We start from the raw sequence: 20421 nt of genomic DNA, 5'->3' as shown, positions 1-20421 counted from the left end.
CAATGCGTTCTACGTCTTCTTGGTGATACGGCGGTAGAGGCCCACGAGCCCGGCGGGCCAGAAGATCAGGACGAGCGCCAGCACCGATCCCAACACGATCTTGTTCCAGTCGCCGCCGAGCGACAGCAAGTTCTGCTGGGCAATCAGGAGGGCGGTGCCGATCAAGGGGCCGAGCAGGATACGGCGCCCGACCAGCACGATCGCGGTGAGCATCATGACGAGGAAGTAGGACTCGAACATGTCGGGGCCGACATAGGCGCGCTGATAGGCGTAAAGCCAGCCGGCAAGCCCGGTGATCGGTGCCGAGATCACGAACACGGCGAGCCTGATCCGGCGCGGATCGACGCCGAGGCTTGCGGCCAGCGCGGGGTTCATCTGCACCATCAGCGCGGTGGTGCCCAGCCGCGAGCGGCGGAAGCGCGCGATGAAGGCGAGGGTGAGCAGCAGCAGCGCGAAGGCGATCGGCCAGAGATCTTCCTGCATCGCGCCGGAGAAGTTGGTCACGAGCAATGGGAGTTTCAGCGGCGGAATGCCGACGATGCCGTCGGACCCACCGACGGCGTCCCAGTTGAACGCGATCTCGTAGGCGACCACGGCGGCCGCATAGGTCACGAGGGAGAACACGAACTCGCGGGTCCGCAAGGTGACGGCGCCGAGGAAGGCCGCGGCCGCGAGGCACAGCGCGATCGTCGCGGCCGCCGTCGCCCAGCCGTTCAGGCCGTATTTGACCGAGAGGTTCGCGGCCGCATAGCCGCCGATGGCCCAGAACACGGTGTGGCCGAGGCTGACCTCGCCGAGATAGGACAGCACGATGTCGGCGCCGTAGCACATCACCGCGAAGATCGCGATCGTGGTCAGCGTGGAATAGGCGACCGAGGTACCGCCCAGCAGGCGCGGCAGGAAGAAGCCGATCACGACGAAGGCCGCAACTACGGTGAGGCGCAGGAACGGGATCGAGGCGGGCTGCGGGGATTCGATCGCGGTCATTTGGTTGCAAGCCCCGCGGGACGGATCACGAGCAGCGCCAGCAACAGCGCAAAGGCCGCCGCCGTCGTATAGGCCGGCGCGACGAACGCGCCGAAGAAGGCGGTGAATAGGCCGAGCCCGAGCCCGGCTGCGAGCGCGCCGCCGATCGAGCCGATGCCGCCGAGCACGACCACGACAAAGGTCATGATGACCTCGTTGAAACCCATGCTGGTCAGGATCGGCGAGCGGGGCGCCACCAGCGCCGCCCCCAGCGCGACCGCGGAACATTCGAACACGAAGACGCCGAGATAGACGAACTTTGCGTTGATCCCGAACAGCTCTGCGAGCTTCGGGTCCTCGGCGACGGCGCGGATGACCGAGCCGAAGCGGGTTCGCTGGGTGAACAGCCAGACTGCGCCGTAAAGAAGAAGGGTTACGACCAGCACCAGCACGTCCTGCCAGGTGAACCAGAGCGGACCGATGTCGATCTTGGCGCGCGCCAATGTTCCGGGCAGCGTCTGCGGATTGCCGCCGAAGATCAGCGCGCTGCTGCCCTGCAGGACGTAGCCGAGACCGAGCGTCACGATCATCAGGCTGGTCAGGTTCTGCGTCATGACCAGGCGCATCATCGCGTTCTGCATCAGGAGGCCGATCACGCCGAGCACGATGATCGCCACCAGAATGGCGAGCGGGTAGGGCAGGCCCAGTTTGGTGATGGCGTACCAGGTGACGAAGGCGCCGAGCATGTAGAGCTGGCCATGGGCGAAATTCACCAGTCGTGCGACGCCGAGCAAAATGGTCCAGCCCAGCGCGATGCAGGCATAACCGGAGCCAAGCACGATGCCGTTGATGACCTGCTGCGCGATATTCATGCCGGCGTTCCATCGGCGATGGTGCCGAGATAGGCCTCGATGATGCGATGGTCCGCGGCCATGACGTCGGCAGGACCTTCGCCGACGATCTTGCCGCGTTCGAGCAGGTAGAGGTGGTCGACCACCTTCAGCGCCGCCTTGATGTTCTGCTCGACCAGCAGCACCGGCAGGCCGCGATCGACCAGCAGGCGGATGCGGGAGAGCAGGTCGGTGATCAGCCGGGGCGCGAGGCCCGCGGAAGGCTCGTCCAGCATCAGCACGCGCGGGCCGGCGAGCAAGGCGCGCCCGACCGCGAGCATCTGCCGTTCGCCGCCGGAGAGTGCTGCGCCCTTGTGCGAACGGCGCTCGGCGAGGCGCGGGAAGAACTCGAAAACCTCGGGGATGGTGAAGAGATGCCGGCCGGTCGTGTCCGCGGGCGGCCGCACCAGTGCCAGGTTCTCGTCGACGGTCAGCTCCGCAAAGATGTTCTTGCCTTCCGGCACCAGCGTAAGGCCGCGCGCCACCCGCTCGTGCGCGGCGAGTTTCTCGATGCTGCGTCCTTCGAGCTGGACGCTGCCGGTGACCACGGCGCGGCCACGGGACCAGCCGGCGAGCGCATTGACCAGCGTGGTCTTGCCGGCGCCGTTGGCGCCGACGAGGCCAACCATTCGCCCCGCGGGCACGCCGATATTGACGCCTGACACCGCGACATTGCCTGCGTAGCGGACTGAGAGACCGTCGCTCTGGAGTACGCCGCTCATTCGTCGCGTCCCAGATAGGCTTCGCGCACGCGCGGATCGCGCTGGATGTCAACAGGCGTTCCCGTCGCCAGCATGGCACCCTGGTCGATCATGACGATGCGATCGGCAATCGACATGATGAGGTCCATGTGGTGCTCGATGACGACGAGGGCGAGGTTACGCTTGCGGAGGCCAATCAGGACGTCGGCGAGCTTCTTCATGTCGCCGCCGCTGAGGCCGGCCGCGGGTTCATCGAGCAGGAGCACCTTTGCGCCGGTGCCATAGGCGAGTGCGACCGAGAGCAGGCGCTGCACGCCGTAGGGAATGTCGCCGGGAAGGTGGTCGTGGTACTGTCGGGCGATGCCGAAGAAGTCGAGCAGTTGTGCGGCCGCCAGTTCGGCTGCGCGGCGCGTGGTGGCCTCGCGCCAGGGCGCGAACAGGGATGTGGCGAGATCGGTCGAGAAATCGCGGAAGATGGCCGAGACCGCGTTCTGCAGGACGGTCAGCTCGCCGAAGAACGAGTTCTGCTGAAAGGTGCGGCGCAGGCCGCGGCCGGCGAGGTCGAACGTCCGGAGCGCCGAGACGTCGGCCTTGTCGAGGAATGTGTGGCCGCGATGGGTGACGGCATTGGTGACGGCGGCAAAGCAGCTGCTTTTTCCCGCGCCGTTCGGGCCGATGATGCCGAGGATCTCGTCGTTATGGACTGACCAGCTCACGTCGCGCAGGGCGACGAGCGCGCCATACTGCACGGTCAGCCCTTCGACGCGCAGCACCTCGCTCGCGCCGCGACGCGTTTCCCCGGAACTTGCCACCCGGCCGTCCATCCCTTGTTGTCCCGGCCGCGCTTACGGCAACCGGTTTTGGCGAGGCAGCGCACGGCAATCGATGTGGGATCAAACCGCAGGAGAGAGGCAGCCTCGCGAGAGGCAAGGTATTGCGCGCCAACTCTGAAAACTTGTGCTGACTGGTTGTCAGACCAGAGACGCCTGCGCTGCAGCGCGCTCAACCCTGACGGCGCGGCACGGTATTTTCTCCCGCAGTGGTACATACAAAACCGCAATAGCTGATAGACGGAACCTCGTCTGGCGATCATCCGGGCTGTGGGCTATGAACCCTGGAGTTGCGCTGCGGCGCAGCCCATGACCCCCTTGAGGAGCCCTGCGATGCGTCTTCCCACAATTATCCTGGCCGTCACATGTCTTGCGGGCGCAGCTTCGGCCGAGGACCTGTCCGGCACGCTCCAGAAGGTCAAGGAGACCAAGAAGATCACGCTGGGCTATCAGGAGGCCTCGGTTCCGTTCAGCTATCTCGACGGCAACCAGAAGCCGATCGGCTTTGCGATGGATATCTGCCTCAAGATCGTGGATGCCGTGAAGAAGCAGCTCGGCATGCCCGACATCGCCGTCGACACGCTCGCCGTGACGTCGTCAAACCGGATTCCGCTGATGGTCAACGGCACCCTCGATCTGCACTGCTCGGCGACAACAAACAACGCCGACCGCCAGAAGCAGGTCGCCTTCACCAACACGCATTTCCTCAGCGCGACCCGGTTTGCAGCCAAGAAAGCCGCGAAGATCAACACCATCGACGATCTCAAGGGCAAGGCCGTCACGGCGGTGGCAGGCTCGGTCAATCTGAATCAGCTCGCCAAGGTCAACACCGAGCGAAATCTCGGCATCAGAATCATGCCGGCCGTGGATCAGGCCGAAGCGTTCCTGCTGCTGGAAACCGACCGCGCTCAGGCTTACGCACTCGACGACGTCCAGCTTGCGGTCGCGATTGCGCGCTCGAAGGAGCCGGCGCTGTTCATGATCAGCGAAGAGACGTTCTCGAAGGCCGAGCCCTTCGGGATCATGCTGCGGCGGGAAGACGCGCCGTTCAAGGCGCTCGCCGACCGCGCCACCGCCGAGCTCTACGCGAGCCCGGAGATCGAGGTGCTCTACAAGCGCTGGCTGGAATCGCCGACGCCGCCGAACGGCCTCAACTACAATGTCCCGATGTCGGCGGCCCTGCGCAACGCCTTCAAGAAGCCGAGCTCGAGCTTCGATCCCGACGTCTACGTGGTGAACTGAGGCGAGGGCGCTAGCGCGCCCGCGGCGTGTCCAGCAACTGGCCCGCCAGTGCGACGCCGATCGCCGCGATCGCGGCCATGGCAAGCGCCCACGGAACGAACAGCCGATGACCGATCAGCGCGCCGCTCAGGAGCGGCGCGCTGATATTCGCGCCCGACATCAGCGACTGGTTCAGGCCCATAATCATGCCCTGACGGTTGATCGCGGTCGAGCGCGACAGCTCGGCCGTCAGCGTGCTGCGCGCGAACATGGTGCCGACGATGATCAGTGTCAGGTTGATCGCGAGCAGGCCGACATTGTCGCGGGCCGCAAGTCCGGAAAATCCGAGACCCATGCAAGCGAACGCGGCCATCACGATGCTGCGGTCTGACGCGATGATGCTCACACGCGTGATGAGCAGTCCCTGAACCACCATGTTGATGAAACCAGCATAGGCGAACATCCAGCCCAGTTCGCGCGCCCCGAAGGGATGTCCGTCCCAGGAGAACCGCGCCGACAGGAACAGGCCGATCTGCGACAGGAACATCGAGTTGACGAAGAAGAACACGATGAGCAGGCCGAGCAGCCGCCAGGCATAGCGCATGCCGAGCAGGCTGCGGGTCAGCGTCGGCTCAGGCACGCGATGCTGGTAGAGCGGCTCGGACGCCGGGTGATCAGGCGGGAGCAGGGCGATCGTCGCAACGATGCTGATCAGCGAGAGCGCGGCCGCGGCCCACACCGGCGCGGTCTGGCCGTAGTGCACGAGGAAGCTCGAGAGAGCAGGGCCGAGCAGCAGCCCGGTCCCGATCGCACCGCTGGTCATGCCGAGTGCCTGCTTGCGTGTTGCCGGCGCGCTGTGCTCGGCGGCATAGGCGTGAGCGACCGAGATGTTGCCTGATGTCAGGCCGTCGATGATGCGCGCCAGGAACACCAGCGTCAGGTTGCCCGCCAATGCGAGCAGGATGAAGCCGATGAAAGTCCCGATCTGGCTGACGACCAGAACCTTCCGCCGGCCGTAACGATCCGAGAGCATGCCGACCACGGGGCCGGCAACGAGCTGACAGACGGCATAGGCCGAGATCAGTGCGCCGAGCAGGAACGGCGTTGCGCCGAGTCGCTGCGAGTAGAACGGCAGCAGCGGCAGGATGATTCCCATGCCCGTGGCGTCCACAGCGACGACCACGAAGGTCGGGACCAGCGTCAGCGTGCTCTCGCCCGCCATCGTCTCCCTTGCCTCGGTCGCGGAACCCGGTCCCATCCAGCGCTGTCCTCGTTCGCATTTGCGTGATCGATTGCCACACGCCGGATTATATAGTTGCAGCCTAATAGTTCGCGTCCTATCAAATTGCATGGCTCCCTCGCAGGCGCATATCCACGGCGAGATCGGCCGGCTCATCGCACGTCTGGCCCGCATCTGGCGCCGCGAGTCGGATCAGGCGCTGTCCGATCACGGCCTGTCCTATGCGACCGCGATTCCGCTGCTGGTGCTGTCGCGGCAGGGCGAGAACGTGCGCCAGGGCGTGCTCGCCGACGAACTCGGCATCGAGGGGCCGTCGCTGGTCCGGTTGATCGATCTGCTCGAGGCCGAGGGGCTGGTTGAACGTCGCGAGGATCCGAGCGACCGCCGTGCCAAAACGCTACATCTGACCAAAGCGGGCGAGGTCAAGGTCGAAGAGACCAACCGGGTGCTGCGCCGGGTCCGGGCGAGCCTGCTCAAGGATATCGGCGCGGACGAACTTGCGATAACCTTCGAAACTCTTCAGCGCATCGAGCAGCGGGCCAGTCGCCTGCAGGACACCAAGACCGGTCCAGAGACGAAATAGCATGCGCGCAGACGAGCCGTTCCTGGTCCGCCACGCGGACGTCATTTTTGCGTTGAAGACGTTTGCCGCGTCGATGCTGGCGCTCGTCATCGCCTTCGCCATGGACCTGCCGCGGCCGTATTGGGCGATGGCGACGGTCTACATCACCTCGCAGCCGCTGGCGGGCGCGACCAGCTCAAAAGCGTTCTTCCGCGTGATGGGCACGCTGGTCGGCGCCGCCATGACGGTGGCGCTGGTGCCGAACCTGATCGATGCGCCGGAATTGCTTTGCCTCGCGATCGCGCTCTGGGTCGGACTCTGCCTCTATCTGTCGCTGCTCGATGGCACGCCGCGCAGCTACGTCTTCATGCTGGCGGGATACACGGTCGCATTGATCGGGTTTCCCTCCGTCTCCGAGCCCGGCGCCATCTTCGATACCGCCATTGCGCGGGTGGAGGAGATTTCCCTCGGCATCATCTGCGCGAGCCTCGTCTCCACCATCGTCTTTCCCCGCAGCGTCGCGCCAGCCGTTGCCAATCGCGTCGACGCCTGGCTGTCGGATGCGCAGCGCGTGAGCCAGGCGGTGCTGCTTCGTCAGGGAACGAGTGAAACGCGCCGCGGCAGGCGATTCAAGCTTGCGACCGACATCGTCGAGATCGACACGCTTTCCACTCATCTTGCGTATGACCGGCTGACCGATCGCAATGCGGTGACTGGCCTCGGCGAGATCCGGCTGCGCATGCTGATGCAGTTGCCGGTGATCGCCTCGCTGGAGGATCGGCTGGCTGCGCTGGGGGAGGAGGCGTTGCGCCGGCAGCCCGAGCTGAAGCGGCTGCTGGAGGATCTTGCGCAATGGATTGCGAGCGATGTCGGCGCGCGGCAACCGGCCGAGCCGATCCGCGCCATGATTGCAGAGCGACAGGCGGTGCTCGATGACAGCGCCTCATGGGAGCGGATCATCACCACGAGCCTGCTGTTGCGGCTGCGCGAGCTGGTCGACCTCTCGCGCGACTGCCACGTGCTCAGCGAGGCCATCGCCGAGAGCCGCAATGTTTCGACGGTCGATCTGGCCTTCCGTTCCGAGGCCGGTGCCGCGCCGGTGCGCCATCGCGACCGCGGCCTTGCCTTGTGGTCGGCGGCCGGCGCGGCCACGGCCATCCTGATCTGCTGCGCGTTCTGGATCGGGACCGGCTGGCCGGACGGCGCCTCGGCGCCGATGATGGCGGCGGTCGCGTGCTCCTTCTTTGCCGCGCAGGACGAGCCCGCACGTTTCATCCGCAGTTTCGGCCTGTGGTCGCTGGTCGCCATCGTGGTCGTCGCGATCTATCTGTTCGCGCTGGTGCCCGCGATCTCCCATATCGAGGTTCTGATCGTCGCGCTGGCGCCGACCTTCCTGCTCTACGGCTTCCTGATCGGACGGCCTGCAACGGCGGGAACAGGCATGGCGCTCGCGGCCAACACCGCAACGCTATTGGCGTTGCAATCGACCTACAGCGCGGACTTCGCAACCTATGCCAATTCCGCGGTCGCCTTCTTCGTCGGCGTCGTGATCGCCGAGCTCGTGACGCGGATCGCGCGCGGCGTGGGCGCGGAATGGGTCGCCAATCGCCTGGTGCTGTCGAGCTGGAAGACGCTCGCGGTCGCTGCCGAGCGCCGTGGCAAGCATGATCGGGCGGAGTTTGCGGGCCTCATGCTGCATCGTCTGGGCCTTCTGGTGCAGCGGACCGCCTTCCTCTCCGAGAGCGATCGCCACGATGCCGACAGCCTCGTGCAGCTTCGAATCGGGATCAATATCATCGACCTGCGCCGCGCCCGCTATGGGCTTGCCGCGACCACCATTGCCGTCATCGACGACATGCTTGATCAGCTCGCGATCGCTTGCCGCAGCCATGCCGGTGGAGGAATGCCGACCGAGCTGTTGACCAGCGTCGATCGGGCGCTTGCCAAGGCGGTGACGGATTCCAATGACCGCGCGCGCGAAGACGCTCTGATCGGCCTCGTCGGCATCCGCCGCGGCCTGTTCCCGGACGCACCGGCCTACCGGCCGCGTACAGGCGCGAGTGTTGCAGCATGAGATACGTGATCGACATCTATGGCGTGCTCGTACCGGCGCTGCTGCTGTGGATCATCGTCGCCTATGTCCTGAGCGCGATCCTGCGCCGGCTCATGCAGCGCTTCGACCTCTACCGGCTGGTCTGGCACCGTGCGCTGTTCGATTTCGCGATTTTCGTCTGTCTTCTCGGCGGCGTCGTCTATCTCTCGGAGTTTTTGCCATGAAGGGGAATTTCGCCTGGTTTGGCCGCCTTGCGCTGACCGTTCTCGCCGTCGTCGCCGCGCTCGCGGTCGGCCGTGAACTTTGGGTCTATTACATGGAGCAGCCCTGGACCCGCGACGGTCGCGTCCGCGCCGATGTGGTGCAGGTCGCGCCTGACGTCTCCGGGTTCGTCACGGAGGTGCTGGTCAAGGACAACCAGAAAGTCCATCGCGGCGATGTGCTGTTCCGGATTGATCGCGAACGTTTCGCGCTGGCCTTGCGGCAAGCCGATGCATCCGTGGCGGGTCATCAGGCCACGCTCGACCAGGCCAATTCCGATTTGAAGCGCTACAGCGCGCTGACCACCGATGCGGTATCGCAGCAGAAGCAGGAGCAGGTGTTGGCCACCCAGCTCCAGGCCAAGGCGGCGTTCGATCAGGCCGTCGCCGACCGCGCGGTCGCCCAGCTCAACCTCGATCGCAGCGAGGTCCACGCCTCCGTGAACGGTGTCATCACCAATATGGATCTGCGTCCCGGCGCTTACGTCACGGCCGGCAAGGGCGTGATGGCGCTGGTCGACACGGATACGTTGCACGTGGAGGGTTATTTCGAAGAGACAAAGCTCGCGCGCATCCGCACCGGCGACAAGGTGCGGGTCCGCCTGATGGGCGAAACGGTCACGCTGTCGGGCCATGTCGAGAGCATCGCCGCCGGCATTGAGGACCGCGACCGCGCTGAGGGCGCGAACCTGCTTGCCAATGTCAACCCTACCTTCAGCTGGGTGCGGCTCGCCCAGCGCGTCCCCGTGCGCATCGCGTTGGACAATGTCCCCGACACCATCTCGCTCGTCGCCGGCCGCTCCGCGACGGTAGAGGTATTGGACTAACGCAACGAGCCCATGGATCGCGCCTGGCTTGGGGAAAACCGCCAACAGGCGTTTCAATGCCAAATCGCAGGGCTAATCCTGACGCGCTTGTGTGAGTCGGGGGACCGTATGGGCGTTTGGTTTTTAGTCCTGGCAGCTTGCGTCGTCGGCGCGTTGCTCCTTTTGGCATTCTGCCGATAGAGCCGACAGCGGACGCAAATGTTGCTGCGAAGCATCAGCCAGCCGTTGAATAGCGGTTCCAGACCGATGGTTTTTGACTGTGCATGGATGACCGCGTTCACTTCCGGGATCGGAGGCGGACATGAGCTGGTTGTTTGTGTTTCTCATTGCCGCGAGCGCAGTCGTTCTGATCGCCCATGCGATTGACGCGATGCGTTCCTGATACCGCCTGCGACTCGGTTCGTCGGTAGCTCGGTAAGCGACGAAATTGTTCCGAGGCGGGCGAGTGTCAATTTGAGGAACCTGGTCCTGCGGGCCAAGGTTGTCACAGCAGGAGGAATACGATCATGCTTGCGTTCTATCTGCCGATCATCATTTTCGGAGCGATGCTCGAAGCGATTTCGAAGCAAACTGTCTCTGCACCCATCCAGGAGCCGCCAAGCATCGATTAGACTCCGACGCTCACGCGTTCCGCTCGGGACTGACGAACCAGCGTCTGCTCAGGCATTCGAGTATTTCTTCAGCTCGAACCGCGCGATCTGGTTTCGATGCACCTCATCCGGCCCATCGGCAAGCCGGAGCAGGCGCGCGGACGCGTAGGCCTGGGTCAAGCCAAAATCGTTCGAGGTGCCGCCGCCGCCATGGGCCTGGATGGCCCAGTCGATGATCTGGCAGGCCATGTTGGGCACGGCGACCTTGATCATCGCGATCTCGGCCTTCGCGACCTTGTTGCCGACCGTGTCCATCGCATAGGCGGCGTTGAGCGTCAGCAGCCGGGCCTGCTCGATCATGATGCGGGCTTCCGCGATGCGCTCCTGCGTCACGGTCTGCTCCGAGACCGGCTTGCCGAAGGCGACGCGGCTGCGCACGCGGCGGCACATCTTTTCCAGCGTACGCTCGGCAAGGCCGATCAGCCGCATGCAGTGATGGATGCGGCCGGGGCCGAGGCGGCCCTGTGCGATCTCGAAGCCACGGCCTTCGCCCAGCAGCATGTTCTCCTTGGGCACGCGCACATTGGTGAAGACGACCTCGGAAGCGCGGTCGGGCACGCCGTAGAAACCGAACACGGGCAGGGGACGCTTGACCTCGATGCCCGGCGTGTCCATCGGCACGAGGATCATGGATTGCTGCTTGTGCCGGTCGGGATTGTCCGGATCGGTCTTGCCCATGAAGATGCAGATCTTGCAGCGCGGATCGGTCGCGTTGGTCGTGTACCATTTCCGCCCGTTGATGACGTAATGGTCGCCGTCGCGCACGATGGAGCTTTCGATGTTCGTCGCATCGGATGATGCGACGGCGGGCTCGGTCATGGCGAAGCAGGAGCGGATTTCGCCGGCGAGCAGCGGCTTCAGCCAGCGCTCCTTGTCCTGCTCCGTGCCATAGCGCTCCAGCACCTCCATGTTGCCTGTGTCGGGCGCCGAGCAGTTGAACACTTCGGGCGCCAGATGCGTGCGCCCCATCACCTCGCAGAGCGGGGCATATTCGAGATTGGTGAGACCCGCGCCGTGGCCGGACTCCGGCAGGAACAAATTCCAGAGACCTTCGGCGCGCGCCAGTGGCTTCAGCTCCTCGACGACGGGATAGACCTTCCACGGTCCGAGCTCTTCCGCTTCGCGATAGAAGCGCTCCTCGTTCGGATAGATGTGCCGGTCCATGAAACTTTCGAGCTTGCGCTTGAGCTCGACGACTTTGGGCGACATCGGGTAGAGCATCTGGACCTCCTGTAGATCAAGCAGCGCCTGCACGGGGGGGCCGGCCTGCATCAGAATCGAGTCGGCGATAGCGGCGCTTGCCTCATCGCATTTTCATCGGCGCGGCTCTGCGCAAATCGCGTCAGAGCTCACCTGTTGCGTAGCGATATTAACGTCCATTCATGCGTTGTCTTGCGTTTGTGCACCGAATGAGAAGCGCGTGGGAAACAATCAGCAACTGTGACTTTGAGGCGACTGGCAATCCGAAAGGTCGTGCCTAAGATCGGCCTCAATCAAAAGTGGGGGCAGCAGTCATGACAACACAAGGGCACTACGGAAGCACATCCTTACGGATCGCGCGCCCCTAGTTCGCCAGTCGATAGGACGCGGAGCGCATTGTCCTAGACTGCGCGCGGGTTCTTCCAACAACCGATAGTTCGTCCCGTCGATCCGCAAGCTGCGCGGTCGCCGGTTTCGTTCGTTCAAAAGCAAGCAAGGGCTTGATCCAAACGTTGCGTCTCAAGACACAATCTAAAATAGAGAAATATAATAACATCAATCTTGAATTCGAAAAGGAAATGGACATCGACATGCACACGCAATCAGGACGTTCCGTAACTCACCGCATCAGACTCGCCGCCACCGTTGCAGCGGTGAGCGCGATTATCACTTCACCTGCTTTCGCCGGCGGTCCGCTGCCTGCACCCGTCGTCTCCTGGTCCGGATTCTACGCCGGTGTCCATGGCGGCTGGGGATGGGGGAAGTCGGAGTTTCGCGATCCCCTCAACAGCCCCGCCAACAATCCGTTCTTTGCCTACTACAACGGACCGCTCGCGGGCGGGCAGCTCGGCTACAATTGGCAGCTGGGCAACTATGTCCTTGGTGCCGAGGTCGACGGCTCCTGGTCCTTCGTGAAGGGCAACACCAGCACCTCGCCCCTTCTCACGTCGAGCACCACCAACGGGGTCGGCTACACCGCCCTCGCGACCGCGACGGGCCGTGTCGGCTACGCATCGGGCCAATGGCTCGCCTATGCCAAGGGCGGTGCCGCCTATGCCCGCATGGAGCTTTCGTCGCGGTTCACCCCGGAGATCACCAACTACAACCGCGAGCTGTTCGGTGCCGTCGGCGGCGTCGGCCTGGAAGTGGCCTTCCTGCGCAACGTCTCCGCCAAGGTCGAATACAACGCGATCTTTCTCCCCACCGAAACGCTGCATTGGGTGAGCCAGGACACGACCTCCGAGATCAAGCATTTCGTCCAGGTGGTGAAGGCCGGCATCAACATCCGTTTCAACGGCGACGGCGGCCTCCCGCGTTAATTCCCCGGCACATCGAAACAACATTCAACAGAAATCCTCGGAGACAACATCATGTCCACCATGTCTAAGATCGCCGCAGTCGTCACCGCCGGCCTCGGCGCCATGATCGCCGCACCAAGCCACGCCGCCGCTCCAGTCGAGTACGTCAAGGTCTGCTCCTTGTACGGCGCCGGCTTCTTCTACATTCCGGGCACCGACACCTGCACCAACGCCAACCAGATCGCGACGAACCAGTTCGATCTCGCGCGTGCGCAGACCCGCGCTTCGACCGGCACCGCGATGGCTGCGTCGCTCGTCGCGCCGTGGCTTCCGACCGGCACCAACTACGCGGTCTCGACCCACTGGGCGACCTATGACGGCCAGCACGCCGCGGGCTTCTCGGGCCTGGTGCGGGTCTCCGGCAATTTCGTGTTCTCGGGCGGGTTCTCGCTGGGCCTCGACAAGGGAAGCCTCACGTCCAACACCAACCGGACGCAGACGGAATTCGGCACGGCGATCCCGGCGCAATCGTGGAGTGACGTCCGTGGCCTCGGCCGCGCGGGCTTCATGTACGCCTGGTGAAGCACGCGACGCTCGCTCCGAAAATTCATTCTGACATTTTGAAAGATCATCTCATGACAATCTCTCTCTCGCGATCGGCGCGCCGCTTCCTCTCCTGCGTTGCTGCCGCTACGCCGCTTCTCGCGGCCATGCCGCTCACTGCCACATCCGCGAACGCCGCCGACATGACCGTGAAGGCTCCGGTCGTGGCTCCGGTGCCGCTCTGGAACGGCTTCTACATTGGTGCTCATGGCGGTTATGGCATGGGCAGCAGCCGGCTCGTCGACCCGAGCTTCGCATTCGCGCAAGATCGCTTCACGATGGACACAAAGGGCGCGCTCGCAGGTGCGCAGGTTGGCGCCAACTGGCAGTTCGACAACATCGTGGTCGGTGCCGAGCTCGATCTTTCCTGGGCGTCGATCAAGGGCAATCGTCCGTTCGATCCCGCGAACCCCATCTTGTCCGGGCTTTCAGTGTCGTACCAGGCACTGGCGACGGGTACCGGTCGCATCGGCTACGCGTTTGATAATGTGCTGGCTTACGCCAAAGGCGGCGTTGCATGGGCCAACGTCGCCTACCAGGCCTATGTCGGCACATTTGCTCCGCTCGACGTGAACCACCAGCGGACCGGTTTGACCGGCGGCGTTGGCCTTGAATACGCGCTGACGAGCAATCTCTCGGCGCGACTGGAGTACGACTATCTGTACTTCGGTCCGGCCGCGATCGCGCTGAGCACACGGATCAGTACCCAAAACGTCGACCATGACCTGCACCTCGTGAAGCTCGGCGTGAACTACCGCTTCAACGGCGATGCCATCGTTGCTCGTTACTGAGCCGCGTCAACGTCACTGATTGGAGACAAACATGTGGAAGCAAATCAACGCAGCACGAGACGTCTTCCGACGTCACCTGCGCGCTATCCTTGCGACTGCCGCTCTGGTTCTGGCGATCCCGACGCCCGGTCATGCTGCGGTCGAGTACGAAAAGATCTGCTCGGTCTACGGTGCCAACTTCTTCTACATACCGGGTACTGACACCTGCGTGAACGCGGGGCAGACGGTGCAGAGCCAGTTCGATCTTGCACGCCAGATTACCCGTGCAGCGACGGGAACGGCCATGGCGACCTCGCTCGTCAATCCGTTCCTGCCCGACGGGACCAACTATGCGATCTCGACGCACTGGGCCGTCTTCGACGGGCAGCATGCCGCCGGTGTGGTCGGAATGATCAGGATCCAGGGAAACCTGTCACTGACCATGGGCATCGCATTCGGTCTCGATCGCGGCAGCTTGACGTCCACGTCCAACCGGACCGCGACGGAGTTTGGCGTGGCGCTTCCGGCGCAGTCGTGGAGCGACGTGCGCGCCCTTGGACGGGTGGGGCTCCAGTATTCCTGGTAGCCGGCGCCGAACACGAAGGCGCTGCCCGGACGATCTTCACGACGTCCGGGCGGCGCAAATGCTGTGAGCGCAGGGAAGGGCGGCTAGCCGATTTCGAGATAATCCGGGCCGGGCAATGTCGGGAAGGGCGCGGTCGGCAGCGTCTGGTACCAGAACGCGACCGAGGCGATGTCGTCCTGCAATGGAAGATACTTCGCCTCCTTGACGCCCGGCAGCCAGCCCAGCGCCTGGATCGTCACGCGCAGATCGGATCGGAAGCGCACGGGATCGGGGATGTGCCAGCGGTATAGGCCGAAGCGTTGCTGCGACTTGTAGGCGCCATCGGGACGGATCACCTGCGGCAGGCCGGCATAGGGCGTGGTGAATTCCTGGTAGCGGGATTGCCCCTGACCGGCATGCGCGACATAGGGATCGAAATTATAGGCGCCGCAGAAATAATCCTCGGTGCCGGTGCCGCAGATGGTCGGGAATGCACCGTCGCCGTCGATGAAGAACTTGATCTCGCCTTCGCCCCACCAGCCGTTGTTGTTGACGCCCCAGGCCATATAGGTGCCGACGTAGTGGCCCGCACCGCTGACGCCATCGAGGATGGTGTAGACCTCTTTGTACGGCAGCGGGTTGGTACGCCGGAACTGCGCATGGAAATAGGCGCAGTCCTCGGGCACCTCAGTGAGAGTGTAGTTGATCTGGTAGTAGACGGTGAGCTGCTCCTCGCTGCGGTTCTCCAGCGTGAAGCGCGCGCGCGTGCGGAACGGCATTTCCCAGTAGCAGTTGAACGCGCGGCCGGGATTGACGCAGACCGCGAGCGAGGACACCTGCGCGAACTCCTCCCATCCGCAGGCGAAGAAATCGCCGGCCGGGCATTCCACGCTTGGCAGCATTTGGTCGTCCCAGTAAATGCGCAGGATCGAATGGCGCAGGCGCCCGCGCGCCAGCGTCATCCAGATCTGCTGGATCGCGCCCTGGCCCTGAATGTCGGCGAGCGTAAAGGTCGCGCCGGGCTCGATGACGACATAGGGCGAGATCTTCCAGCCCTGGCCGAGATCGCGGGCCTGGCGTGCGGCGGGTCCGTCGACGGACATGCCGCCCTTGCCCTTCTCGCCGGTGAAATTCTCGGGGCTGATCGAGCGCGTCTGCGCATTCGACAGGCGCGACAGATTGCCGAGATGCAGGCCCAATCCGGAAAACGCCATGCTGTCCTCTATCCCTGGAGTTAGCGACACCTCGATATATCGCCGTCGAATCTACCAAAAGATGAAGACCGCGCACGCAGGGTGCGCGTACTTCAGACGACGCGGTACTCCCTGAACTTCTCGCGCAGCGCGGATTTGAGCACCTTGCCGGTGCCGGTCATCGGAAATTCGTCCAGGAATTCGACGGCGTCGGGCATCCACCAACTCGCAATCTTCGGGCGCATGTGGTCGAGCAAGGTCTTGCCGTCCACGGTCGCGCCCTTCTTGCGGACGACGAGGAGCAGCGGACGCTCCTGCCATTTCTCATGGTTGATCGCGACTACCGCGGCTTGCAGCACGTCGGGGTGGGACAAGGCGACGTCCTCGAGCTGGATCGAGGAGATCCATTCGCCGCCGGACTTGATCACGTCCTTGGAGCGATCGGTCAGCGTGACGTGGCCTTGGCTGTCGATCACCGCCATGTCGCCGGTGATCAGCCAACCATCACGGTCGAGGCCTTCGTCGAGCTTCATGTAGCCCGAGGCGACCCACGGCCCGCGTGCTCGCAGATGTCCGACGGTCTTGCCGTCGCGCGGCAGCTCGTTGCCGCCGTCGTCGACGATGCGCAAGGATGTGCCGAAGCAGGCGCGGCCCGACACCTGGCGCCGGTCAAATTTCTCCTTGTCGCCGAGATGCTCGGAGCCGGGCCGCAAGCCCGGCATCGAGCAGCCCAGGGCTTCGGTCATACCCCAGGCCTGGACGTAGTCGATGTCATAGTCGCGCTTGAGCTTCTCGACCATCGCGCGCGGCGGCGCCGAGCCGGACGACAGCGTCGCGCGCAGGGTCGAGAATTTATTGCCGGTGCGCCCCAGCCAGTCGAGCAGGATCAGCCAGAAGCTCGGCACGCCGGCGGAGAGCGTCACCTTCTCGCCTTCGAGCAGCTCATAGAGCTTGTCGGGCTCATAGTTGCGGCCGGGCAGCACCAGCTTTGATCCCTTGTAAGGCGCGGTGAACGGCATGTTCCAGCCGTTGCCGTGGAAGAGCGGCGCCATCGGCATCATGACTTCGCGTACGCCTTCGAGATGTCCCGGCAGGAAGTCGAAATTGCAGCAGGTCATGGTCTGCAGGATGGCGGCGCGGTGCGAGTAGATCACGCCCTTGGGGTTGCCCGTCGTGCCCGACGTGTAGCAGATGGTGGAGGCGGATTTTTCGTCGAACTCCGGCCAGGCGAAGCCGGCGTCGTTCTCGCTGGCGAGGAGATCCTCATAGCAATGCACGTTCGCAAGCCTGGTCTCCGGCATCCGCTCGCGCGAGGACATCACGACATAGGCCTCGATCGTCTTCAGTTGCGGCGCGATCGCCTCGACCAGCGGCAGCGTGGCGCGGTCGATGAACAGCAGCCGGTCCTCGGCGTGGTTGATGATGTAGACGAGCTGCTCGGGGAACAGCCGCGGATTGATGGTGTGCAGCACATAGCCCATGCCGGGCGCGGCATAGAACATCTCGAAATGCCGGTGCGTATTCCAGGCCAGGGTGCCGACGCGGTCGCCTTGCTTCATGCCGAGCCGCTTCAGAGCCAGCGCCATGCGCTTGATGCGTGGATGGGCGTCGGCGTAGGTGTAGCGATGGATGTCGCCCTCGATCTCGCGCGCGACGATCTCGGCTTCGCCGTGATAGTCCGCGGCATACTGGATCAGGCCGCTGATCAGGAGCGGCATATCCATCATCAATCCCTGCATGGTCTCCTCCGCGGCCACGTCGTTGCGTGGCATATGTTGTGATTTGCGCGTGAGGTTAGCGGAACGTCACGGGACGTTCACGCAAAAAGCGATGGACGCGATTGCATGCGTCACTTTTTCGGGGCTAACTGATCCGAAGCAGCGTCCGCCGTGGAGGAAATCGATGTCAGCGGAAAGACACAAGACCGGTGCAGCCGGCGAATCTACGGTCGATATTTCCGCACTCCGCGCGCGCTATCGCGACGAGCGCGACCGGCGTTTGCGCGCCGAGGGCAAGGCGCAATATGTCGAGGTCGCAGGCGATTTCGGCCGCTATCTCGACGATCCCTGGGCCGATCCCGGATTTGCGCGCGCAGCTGTCAGCGAACAGACCGAAGTTCTCATAGTCGGCGGCGGCTTCGGCGGTCTGCTCTGCGGCGCGCGCCTGCGCGAGGCCGGCATCGAGGATTTTCGTATCGTGGAAAAGGCCGCCGATTTCGGCGGCACCTGGTACTGGAATCGTTATCCCGGTGCGGCCTGCGATACCGAGAGCTACATCTATCTGCCGCTGCTGGAAGAGACCGGCTACATGCCGGTGCGCAAATATGCGCGCGCGCCCGAGATCTACGAGCATTCCCGCCGCATCGGCCGTCACTTCGGCCTCTACGAGCGCGCGCTGTTTCAGACGATCATCTCGCGGATGGAATGGCAGGAGCAGGAGGGTTGCTGGCTGGTCGAGACCGATCGTGGCGATCGCATCCGCGCACGCTTCGTCATTCTCGCCGGGGGCCCGCTGAGCCGTCCGAAGCTGCCGGGTATTCCCGGCATCGAGACCTTCAAGGGCCACAGCTTCCACACCAGCCGCTGGGACTATGGCTACACCGGCGGCACGGCTGAAGGCGGTCTCACCGGTCTGGCCGACAAGCGCGTCGGCATCATCGGGACCGGCGCGACCGCCGTGCAATGCGTGCCGCATCTCGGCCGATCGGCGAAAGAGCTCTATGTCTTCCAGCGCACGCCATCGGCGATCGGCGTGCGCGACGACCGTCCGACGGACGCAAGCTGGGCGCAGAGCCTCGAGCCCGGCTGGCAGCGCGAGCGCATGGACAATTTCACTGCGGTCATCTCCGGCGAGCCGTTCGAACGGGATCTGGTGCAGGACGGTTGGACCGGCCTGCTTGGCGAGATCCTGCTGGCGCCGCGCCGCCAGCCGCAGCCGGTGACCTCGCTCGAAGAGGCGCTGAAGGTCATCGAGCAGGCCGACTACCGCAAGATGGAAGAGATCCGCGCGCGCGTCGATACCGTCGTGAAGGACGAAGCCGCCGCGGCGGCGCTCAAGCCCTGGTACAAGGCGTTCTGCAAACGCCCATGCTTCCACGACGAATATCTCGACACTTTCAATCGTCCCAACGTGCATCTGGTCGACACCAAAGGGCAGGGCGTCGAGCGGATCACCGAGAACGCCGTCGTGGTTGACGGCAAGGCCTATGAGCTCGACTGCCTGATCTATGCCAGCGGCTTCGAGGTCGGCACCGATTACGCCCGCCGCATGGGCTTCGAGGTTTACGGCCGTGACGGCGTGAGCCTGTCCGAGCGATGGCGCGATGGCGTCAAGACGCTGCATGGCTTCTACAGCCGTGGCTTCCCGAATTGCTTCCTGATCGTCACGGTGCAGGCCGGTCAGAGCGCCAATTTTCCGCACATCATCGACGAGCAGTCGCAGCACATCGCCTATGTGATCGCGGAGGCGCGCAAGCGCAAGGCGCGGACGCTGGAGCCGACGCTCGCCGCCGAGGACGCCTGGGTCGAGGAGGTCGTCAAGGCCGCGCTCGGCCGCCAGACCTATCTGGCCGAGTGCACGCCGGGCTACTACAACAACGAGGGCGTGTTCGATCCGATCGCGGCACGAAACAGCCAGTACTGGCGCGGGCCGGTGGCGTTCCTGCGGCTGCTCGACAAATGGCGCAAGGAAGGCAATCTGGATGGCCTGGAATTGACTGAGGGGACCGAGGCGGGCGGCTCTCAGGGTCCGGCTTCACCGGCATGATCCCGGGTCTATCAGGCGCGACGCGGCTCTACGTCATTGTCGGCGATCCCATCGCGCAGGTGCGCTCGCCGGCAGGCGTGACGGCCGCCTTCGCTGCGCGCGGCCATGACGGCATTCTCGTGCCGGTTCAGGTCGCGCCAGCGGATTTGCCGGATTTCCTCTCGGTGGCAACGCGGCTGAAGAACCTCGACGGCATCGTCGTGACCATCCCGCACAAATTTGCCTGCTATCAGGCCTGCGCCAGTGCGACCGAGCGCGCACATTTCCTGCGCACCGCGAACCTGATGCGCCGGCGCGCGGACGGTTCATGGCATGGCGACATGGTGGACGGCCTCGGCTTCGTCGGTGCGGCGCGGGCGAAGGGGATCGATCCCCGGGGCATGCGGGCGCTGCTCGTCGGCGCCGGCGGCGCAGGATCGGCGATCGCGCTTGCGCTGGTCGAGGCCGGCGTGAGCGATCTCGCGATTCACGACAGCGAGCCCGAGCGCCGCGACGCACTGATCGGCCGGCTCAACGGGCTCGGCAGAACGCCCGTGCAGGTCGGCACCGGGGATCCCGCGGGCTTCGATTTCGTCGCCAATGCGACACCCGCCGGGATGAAGGAGGGCGATCCGCTGCCGGTCGATGTCGCGCGGCTTGCGCCGACGGCCTATTGCGGCTGCGTCATCACAAAGCCCGAAGTCTCGCCCTTCGTCGCTGCCGCCCGCAGGATCGGCTGCGTGACCGGGACCGGTACGGACATGTACGAGCAGCACCAGGGCATCATGGTGGATTTCCTGCTCGGCCGCGACGGGGAAGGCTAGGCAGTCGTCCCGGTGTCAAGGCAC

General features: G+C 64.3%; 19 protein-coding genes. 11 read left to right on the top strand and 8 right to left on the bottom strand.

The window, feature by feature from the left end; all coding sequences use genetic code 11:
• Positions 1-9: 9 nt before the first annotated feature.
• Genes AB7Z56_RS26870 through AB7Z56_RS26855 form a run of 4 tightly spaced genes read right to left on the bottom strand, consistent with a single transcriptional unit; the run spans position 10 to position 3369 of the window.
• Positions 10-987, bottom strand: coding sequence for a branched-chain amino acid ABC transporter permease (locus AB7Z56_RS26870; RefSeq protein ID WP_354176840.1), 978 nt, complete (start codon positions 985-987; stop codon positions 10-12).
• Complete coding sequence (locus AB7Z56_RS26865) at positions 984-1838, bottom strand: branched-chain amino acid ABC transporter permease (RefSeq protein WP_063983925.1); 855 nt, start codon at positions 1836-1838, stop codon at positions 984-986. The genes AB7Z56_RS26870 and AB7Z56_RS26865 overlap by 4 nt, the downstream gene beginning before the upstream one ends.
• Positions 1835-2578 carry an ABC transporter ATP-binding protein gene (locus tag AB7Z56_RS26860; RefSeq protein WP_063983924.1) on the bottom strand — a complete coding sequence of 248 codons (744 nt, stop codon included), beginning with the start codon at positions 2576-2578 and terminating at the stop codon, positions 1835-1837. Before AB7Z56_RS26860 ends, AB7Z56_RS26865 begins: the two co-directional genes overlap by 4 nt.
• Positions 2575-3369 (bottom strand): ABC transporter ATP-binding protein, encoded by a 795-nt coding sequence (locus AB7Z56_RS26855; RefSeq protein WP_354176838.1) that lies wholly within the window; start codon positions 3367-3369, stop codon positions 2575-2577. Before AB7Z56_RS26855 ends, AB7Z56_RS26860 begins: the two co-directional genes overlap by 4 nt.
• Positions 3370-3720: 351 nt before the next feature.
• Here AB7Z56_RS26855 and AB7Z56_RS26850 point away from each other — a divergent pair, with 351 nt between their 5' ends.
• Positions 3721-4629 carry an amino acid ABC transporter substrate-binding protein gene (locus AB7Z56_RS26850; protein ID WP_014496061.1) on the top strand — a complete coding sequence of 303 codons (909 nt, stop codon included), beginning with the start codon at positions 3721-3723 and terminating at the stop codon, positions 4627-4629.
• Between the two features lie 10 nt (positions 4630-4639).
• On the opposite strand, the gene AB7Z56_RS26845 is transcribed toward AB7Z56_RS26850, so the two are convergent.
• Positions 4640-5866 carry an MFS transporter gene (locus AB7Z56_RS26845; RefSeq protein WP_441256523.1) on the bottom strand — a complete coding sequence of 409 codons (1227 nt, stop codon included), beginning with the start codon at positions 5864-5866 and terminating at the stop codon, positions 4640-4642.
• A gap of 91 nt (positions 5867-5957) precedes the next feature.
• On the opposite strand from AB7Z56_RS26845, the gene AB7Z56_RS26840 reads away from it, so the two are divergent.
• The 4 genes from AB7Z56_RS26840 to AB7Z56_RS26825 are packed head-to-tail and all read left to right on the top strand — an operon-like array spanning position 5958 to position 9550.
• Complete coding sequence (locus tag AB7Z56_RS26840; protein ID WP_063983920.1) at positions 5958-6431, top strand: MarR family winged helix-turn-helix transcriptional regulator; 474 nt, start codon at positions 5958-5960, stop codon at positions 6429-6431.
• A 1-nt stretch (position 6432) separates the two neighbouring features.
• Complete coding sequence (locus tag AB7Z56_RS26835; protein WP_441256522.1) at positions 6433-8484, top strand: FUSC family protein; 2052 nt, start codon at positions 6433-6435, stop codon at positions 8482-8484.
• On the top strand, positions 8481-8687 hold the full coding sequence (locus AB7Z56_RS26830; protein ID WP_028146630.1) for a DUF1656 domain-containing protein: 207 nt from the start codon (positions 8481-8483) through the stop codon (positions 8685-8687). Before AB7Z56_RS26835 ends, AB7Z56_RS26830 begins: the two co-directional genes overlap by 4 nt.
• Positions 8684-9550: an efflux RND transporter periplasmic adaptor subunit gene (locus AB7Z56_RS26825; RefSeq protein WP_063983918.1), complete on the top strand. Its 867-nt coding sequence runs from the start codon at positions 8684-8686 to the stop codon at positions 9548-9550. Before AB7Z56_RS26830 ends, AB7Z56_RS26825 begins: the two co-directional genes overlap by 4 nt.
• Positions 9551-10209: 659 nt before the next feature.
• Here the strand turns inward: AB7Z56_RS26825 and AB7Z56_RS26820 are convergent.
• On the bottom strand, positions 10210-11421 hold the full coding sequence (locus AB7Z56_RS26820) for an acyl-CoA dehydrogenase family protein (protein WP_441256521.1): 1212 nt from the start codon (positions 11419-11421) through the stop codon (positions 10210-10212).
• 569 nt (positions 11422-11990) lie between these two features.
• On the opposite strand from AB7Z56_RS26820, the gene AB7Z56_RS26815 reads away from it, so the two are divergent.
• The 4 genes from AB7Z56_RS26815 to AB7Z56_RS26800 are packed head-to-tail and all read left to right on the top strand — an operon-like array spanning position 11991 to position 14657.
• The gene (locus AB7Z56_RS26815) at positions 11991-12719 is read left to right on the top strand and encodes an outer membrane protein (RefSeq protein WP_441256520.1); all 729 of its coding nucleotides are present in this window, start codon (positions 11991-11993) and stop codon (positions 12717-12719) included.
• A gap of 51 nt (positions 12720-12770) precedes the next feature.
• On the top strand, positions 12771-13280 hold the full coding sequence (locus AB7Z56_RS26810; RefSeq protein WP_441256519.1) for a porin: 510 nt from the start codon (positions 12771-12773) through the stop codon (positions 13278-13280).
• A complete protein-coding gene (locus AB7Z56_RS26805; protein ID WP_441256518.1) occupies positions 13277-14092 on the top strand; it encodes an outer membrane protein in 816 nt (271 codons plus the stop codon). The genes AB7Z56_RS26810 and AB7Z56_RS26805 overlap by 4 nt, the downstream gene beginning before the upstream one ends.
• 31 nt (positions 14093-14123) lie before the next feature.
• A complete protein-coding gene (locus AB7Z56_RS26800) occupies positions 14124-14657 on the top strand; it encodes a porin (protein ID WP_063983914.1) in 534 nt (177 codons plus the stop codon).
• 83 nt (positions 14658-14740) lie between these two features.
• Here AB7Z56_RS26800 and AB7Z56_RS26795 read toward each other — a convergent pair whose 3' ends face one another.
• Together AB7Z56_RS26795 and AB7Z56_RS26790 are read right to left on the bottom strand one after the other, a co-directional pair.
• Entirely contained in the window at positions 14741-15850 is a 1110-nt protein-coding gene (locus AB7Z56_RS26795) for a glycoside hydrolase family 172 protein (RefSeq protein ID WP_441256517.1), read from the bottom strand.
• A gap of 92 nt (positions 15851-15942) precedes the next feature.
• Positions 15943-17568 (bottom strand): long-chain fatty acid--CoA ligase, encoded by a 1626-nt coding sequence (locus tag AB7Z56_RS26790; RefSeq protein WP_441256516.1) that lies wholly within the window; start codon positions 17566-17568, stop codon positions 15943-15945.
• 163 nt (positions 17569-17731) lie between these two features.
• On the opposite strand from AB7Z56_RS26790, the gene AB7Z56_RS26785 reads away from it, so the two are divergent.
• The gene (locus AB7Z56_RS26785; RefSeq protein ID WP_063983912.1) at positions 17732-19594 is read left to right on the top strand and encodes a flavin-containing monooxygenase; all 1863 of its coding nucleotides are present in this window, start codon (positions 17732-17734) and stop codon (positions 19592-19594) included.
• Positions 19591-20397, top strand: a complete 807-nt coding sequence (locus AB7Z56_RS26780) for a shikimate dehydrogenase family protein (protein ID WP_354176826.1) — start codon at positions 19591-19593, stop codon at positions 20395-20397. The genes AB7Z56_RS26785 and AB7Z56_RS26780 overlap by 4 nt, the downstream gene beginning before the upstream one ends.
• Positions 20398-20421: the final 24 nt, after the last annotated feature.

Origin of the sequence: Bradyrhizobium sp. 482_C4_N1_8 (genome assembly GCF_052075965.1) — a bacterium.
GTDB lineage: Bacteria > Pseudomonadota > Alphaproteobacteria > Rhizobiales > Xanthobacteraceae > Bradyrhizobium > Bradyrhizobium barranii.
This window is presented reverse-complemented; position numbering and strand designations above follow the sequence as displayed.

Excerpts from the sequence above, each read along its gene's own strand:
- AB7Z56_RS26870 (WP_354176840.1), bottom strand. The coding sequence starts at position 987 with ATGACCGCGATCGAATCCCCGCAGCCCGCCTCGATCCCGTTCCTGCGC.
- AB7Z56_RS26865 (WP_063983925.1), bottom strand. The coding sequence starts at position 1,838 with ATGAATATCGCGCAGCAGGTCATCAACGGCATCGTGCTTGGCTCCGGT.
- AB7Z56_RS26860 (WP_063983924.1), bottom strand. The coding sequence starts at position 2,578 with ATGAGCGGCGTACTCCAGAGCGACGGTCTCTCAGTCCGCTACGCAGGC.
- AB7Z56_RS26850 (WP_014496061.1), top strand. The coding sequence starts at position 3,721 with ATGCGTCTTCCCACAATTATCCTGGCCGTCACATGTCTTGCGGGCGCA.
- AB7Z56_RS26845 (WP_441256523.1), bottom strand. The coding sequence starts at position 5,866 with ATGGGACCGGGTTCCGCGACCGAGGCAAGGGAGACGATGGCGGGCGAG.
- AB7Z56_RS26840 (WP_063983920.1), top strand. The coding sequence starts at position 5,958 with ATGGCTCCCTCGCAGGCGCATATCCACGGCGAGATCGGCCGGCTCATC.
- AB7Z56_RS26835 (WP_441256522.1), top strand. The coding sequence starts at position 6,433 with ATGCGCGCAGACGAGCCGTTCCTGGTCCGCCACGCGGACGTCATTTTT.
- AB7Z56_RS26830 (WP_028146630.1), top strand. The coding sequence starts at position 8,481 with ATGAGATACGTGATCGACATCTATGGCGTGCTCGTACCGGCGCTGCTG.
- AB7Z56_RS26825 (WP_063983918.1), top strand. The coding sequence starts at position 8,684 with ATGAAGGGGAATTTCGCCTGGTTTGGCCGCCTTGCGCTGACCGTTCTC.
- AB7Z56_RS26820 (WP_441256521.1), bottom strand. The coding sequence starts at position 11,421 with ATGCTCTACCCGATGTCGCCCAAAGTCGTCGAGCTCAAGCGCAAGCTC.
- AB7Z56_RS26815 (WP_441256520.1), top strand. The coding sequence starts at position 11,991 with ATGCACACGCAATCAGGACGTTCCGTAACTCACCGCATCAGACTCGCC.
- AB7Z56_RS26810 (WP_441256519.1), top strand. The coding sequence starts at position 12,771 with ATGTCCACCATGTCTAAGATCGCCGCAGTCGTCACCGCCGGCCTCGGC.
- AB7Z56_RS26800 (WP_063983914.1), top strand. The coding sequence starts at position 14,124 with ATGTGGAAGCAAATCAACGCAGCACGAGACGTCTTCCGACGTCACCTG.
- AB7Z56_RS26795 (WP_441256517.1), bottom strand. The coding sequence starts at position 15,850 with ATGGCGTTTTCCGGATTGGGCCTGCATCTCGGCAATCTGTCGCGCCTG.
- AB7Z56_RS26790 (WP_441256516.1), bottom strand. The coding sequence starts at position 17,568 with ATGCAGGGATTGATGATGGATATGCCGCTCCTGATCAGCGGCCTGATC.
- AB7Z56_RS26785 (WP_063983912.1), top strand. The coding sequence starts at position 17,732 with ATGTCAGCGGAAAGACACAAGACCGGTGCAGCCGGCGAATCTACGGTC.
- AB7Z56_RS26780 (WP_354176826.1), top strand. The coding sequence starts at position 19,591 with ATGATCCCGGGTCTATCAGGCGCGACGCGGCTCTACGTCATTGTCGGC.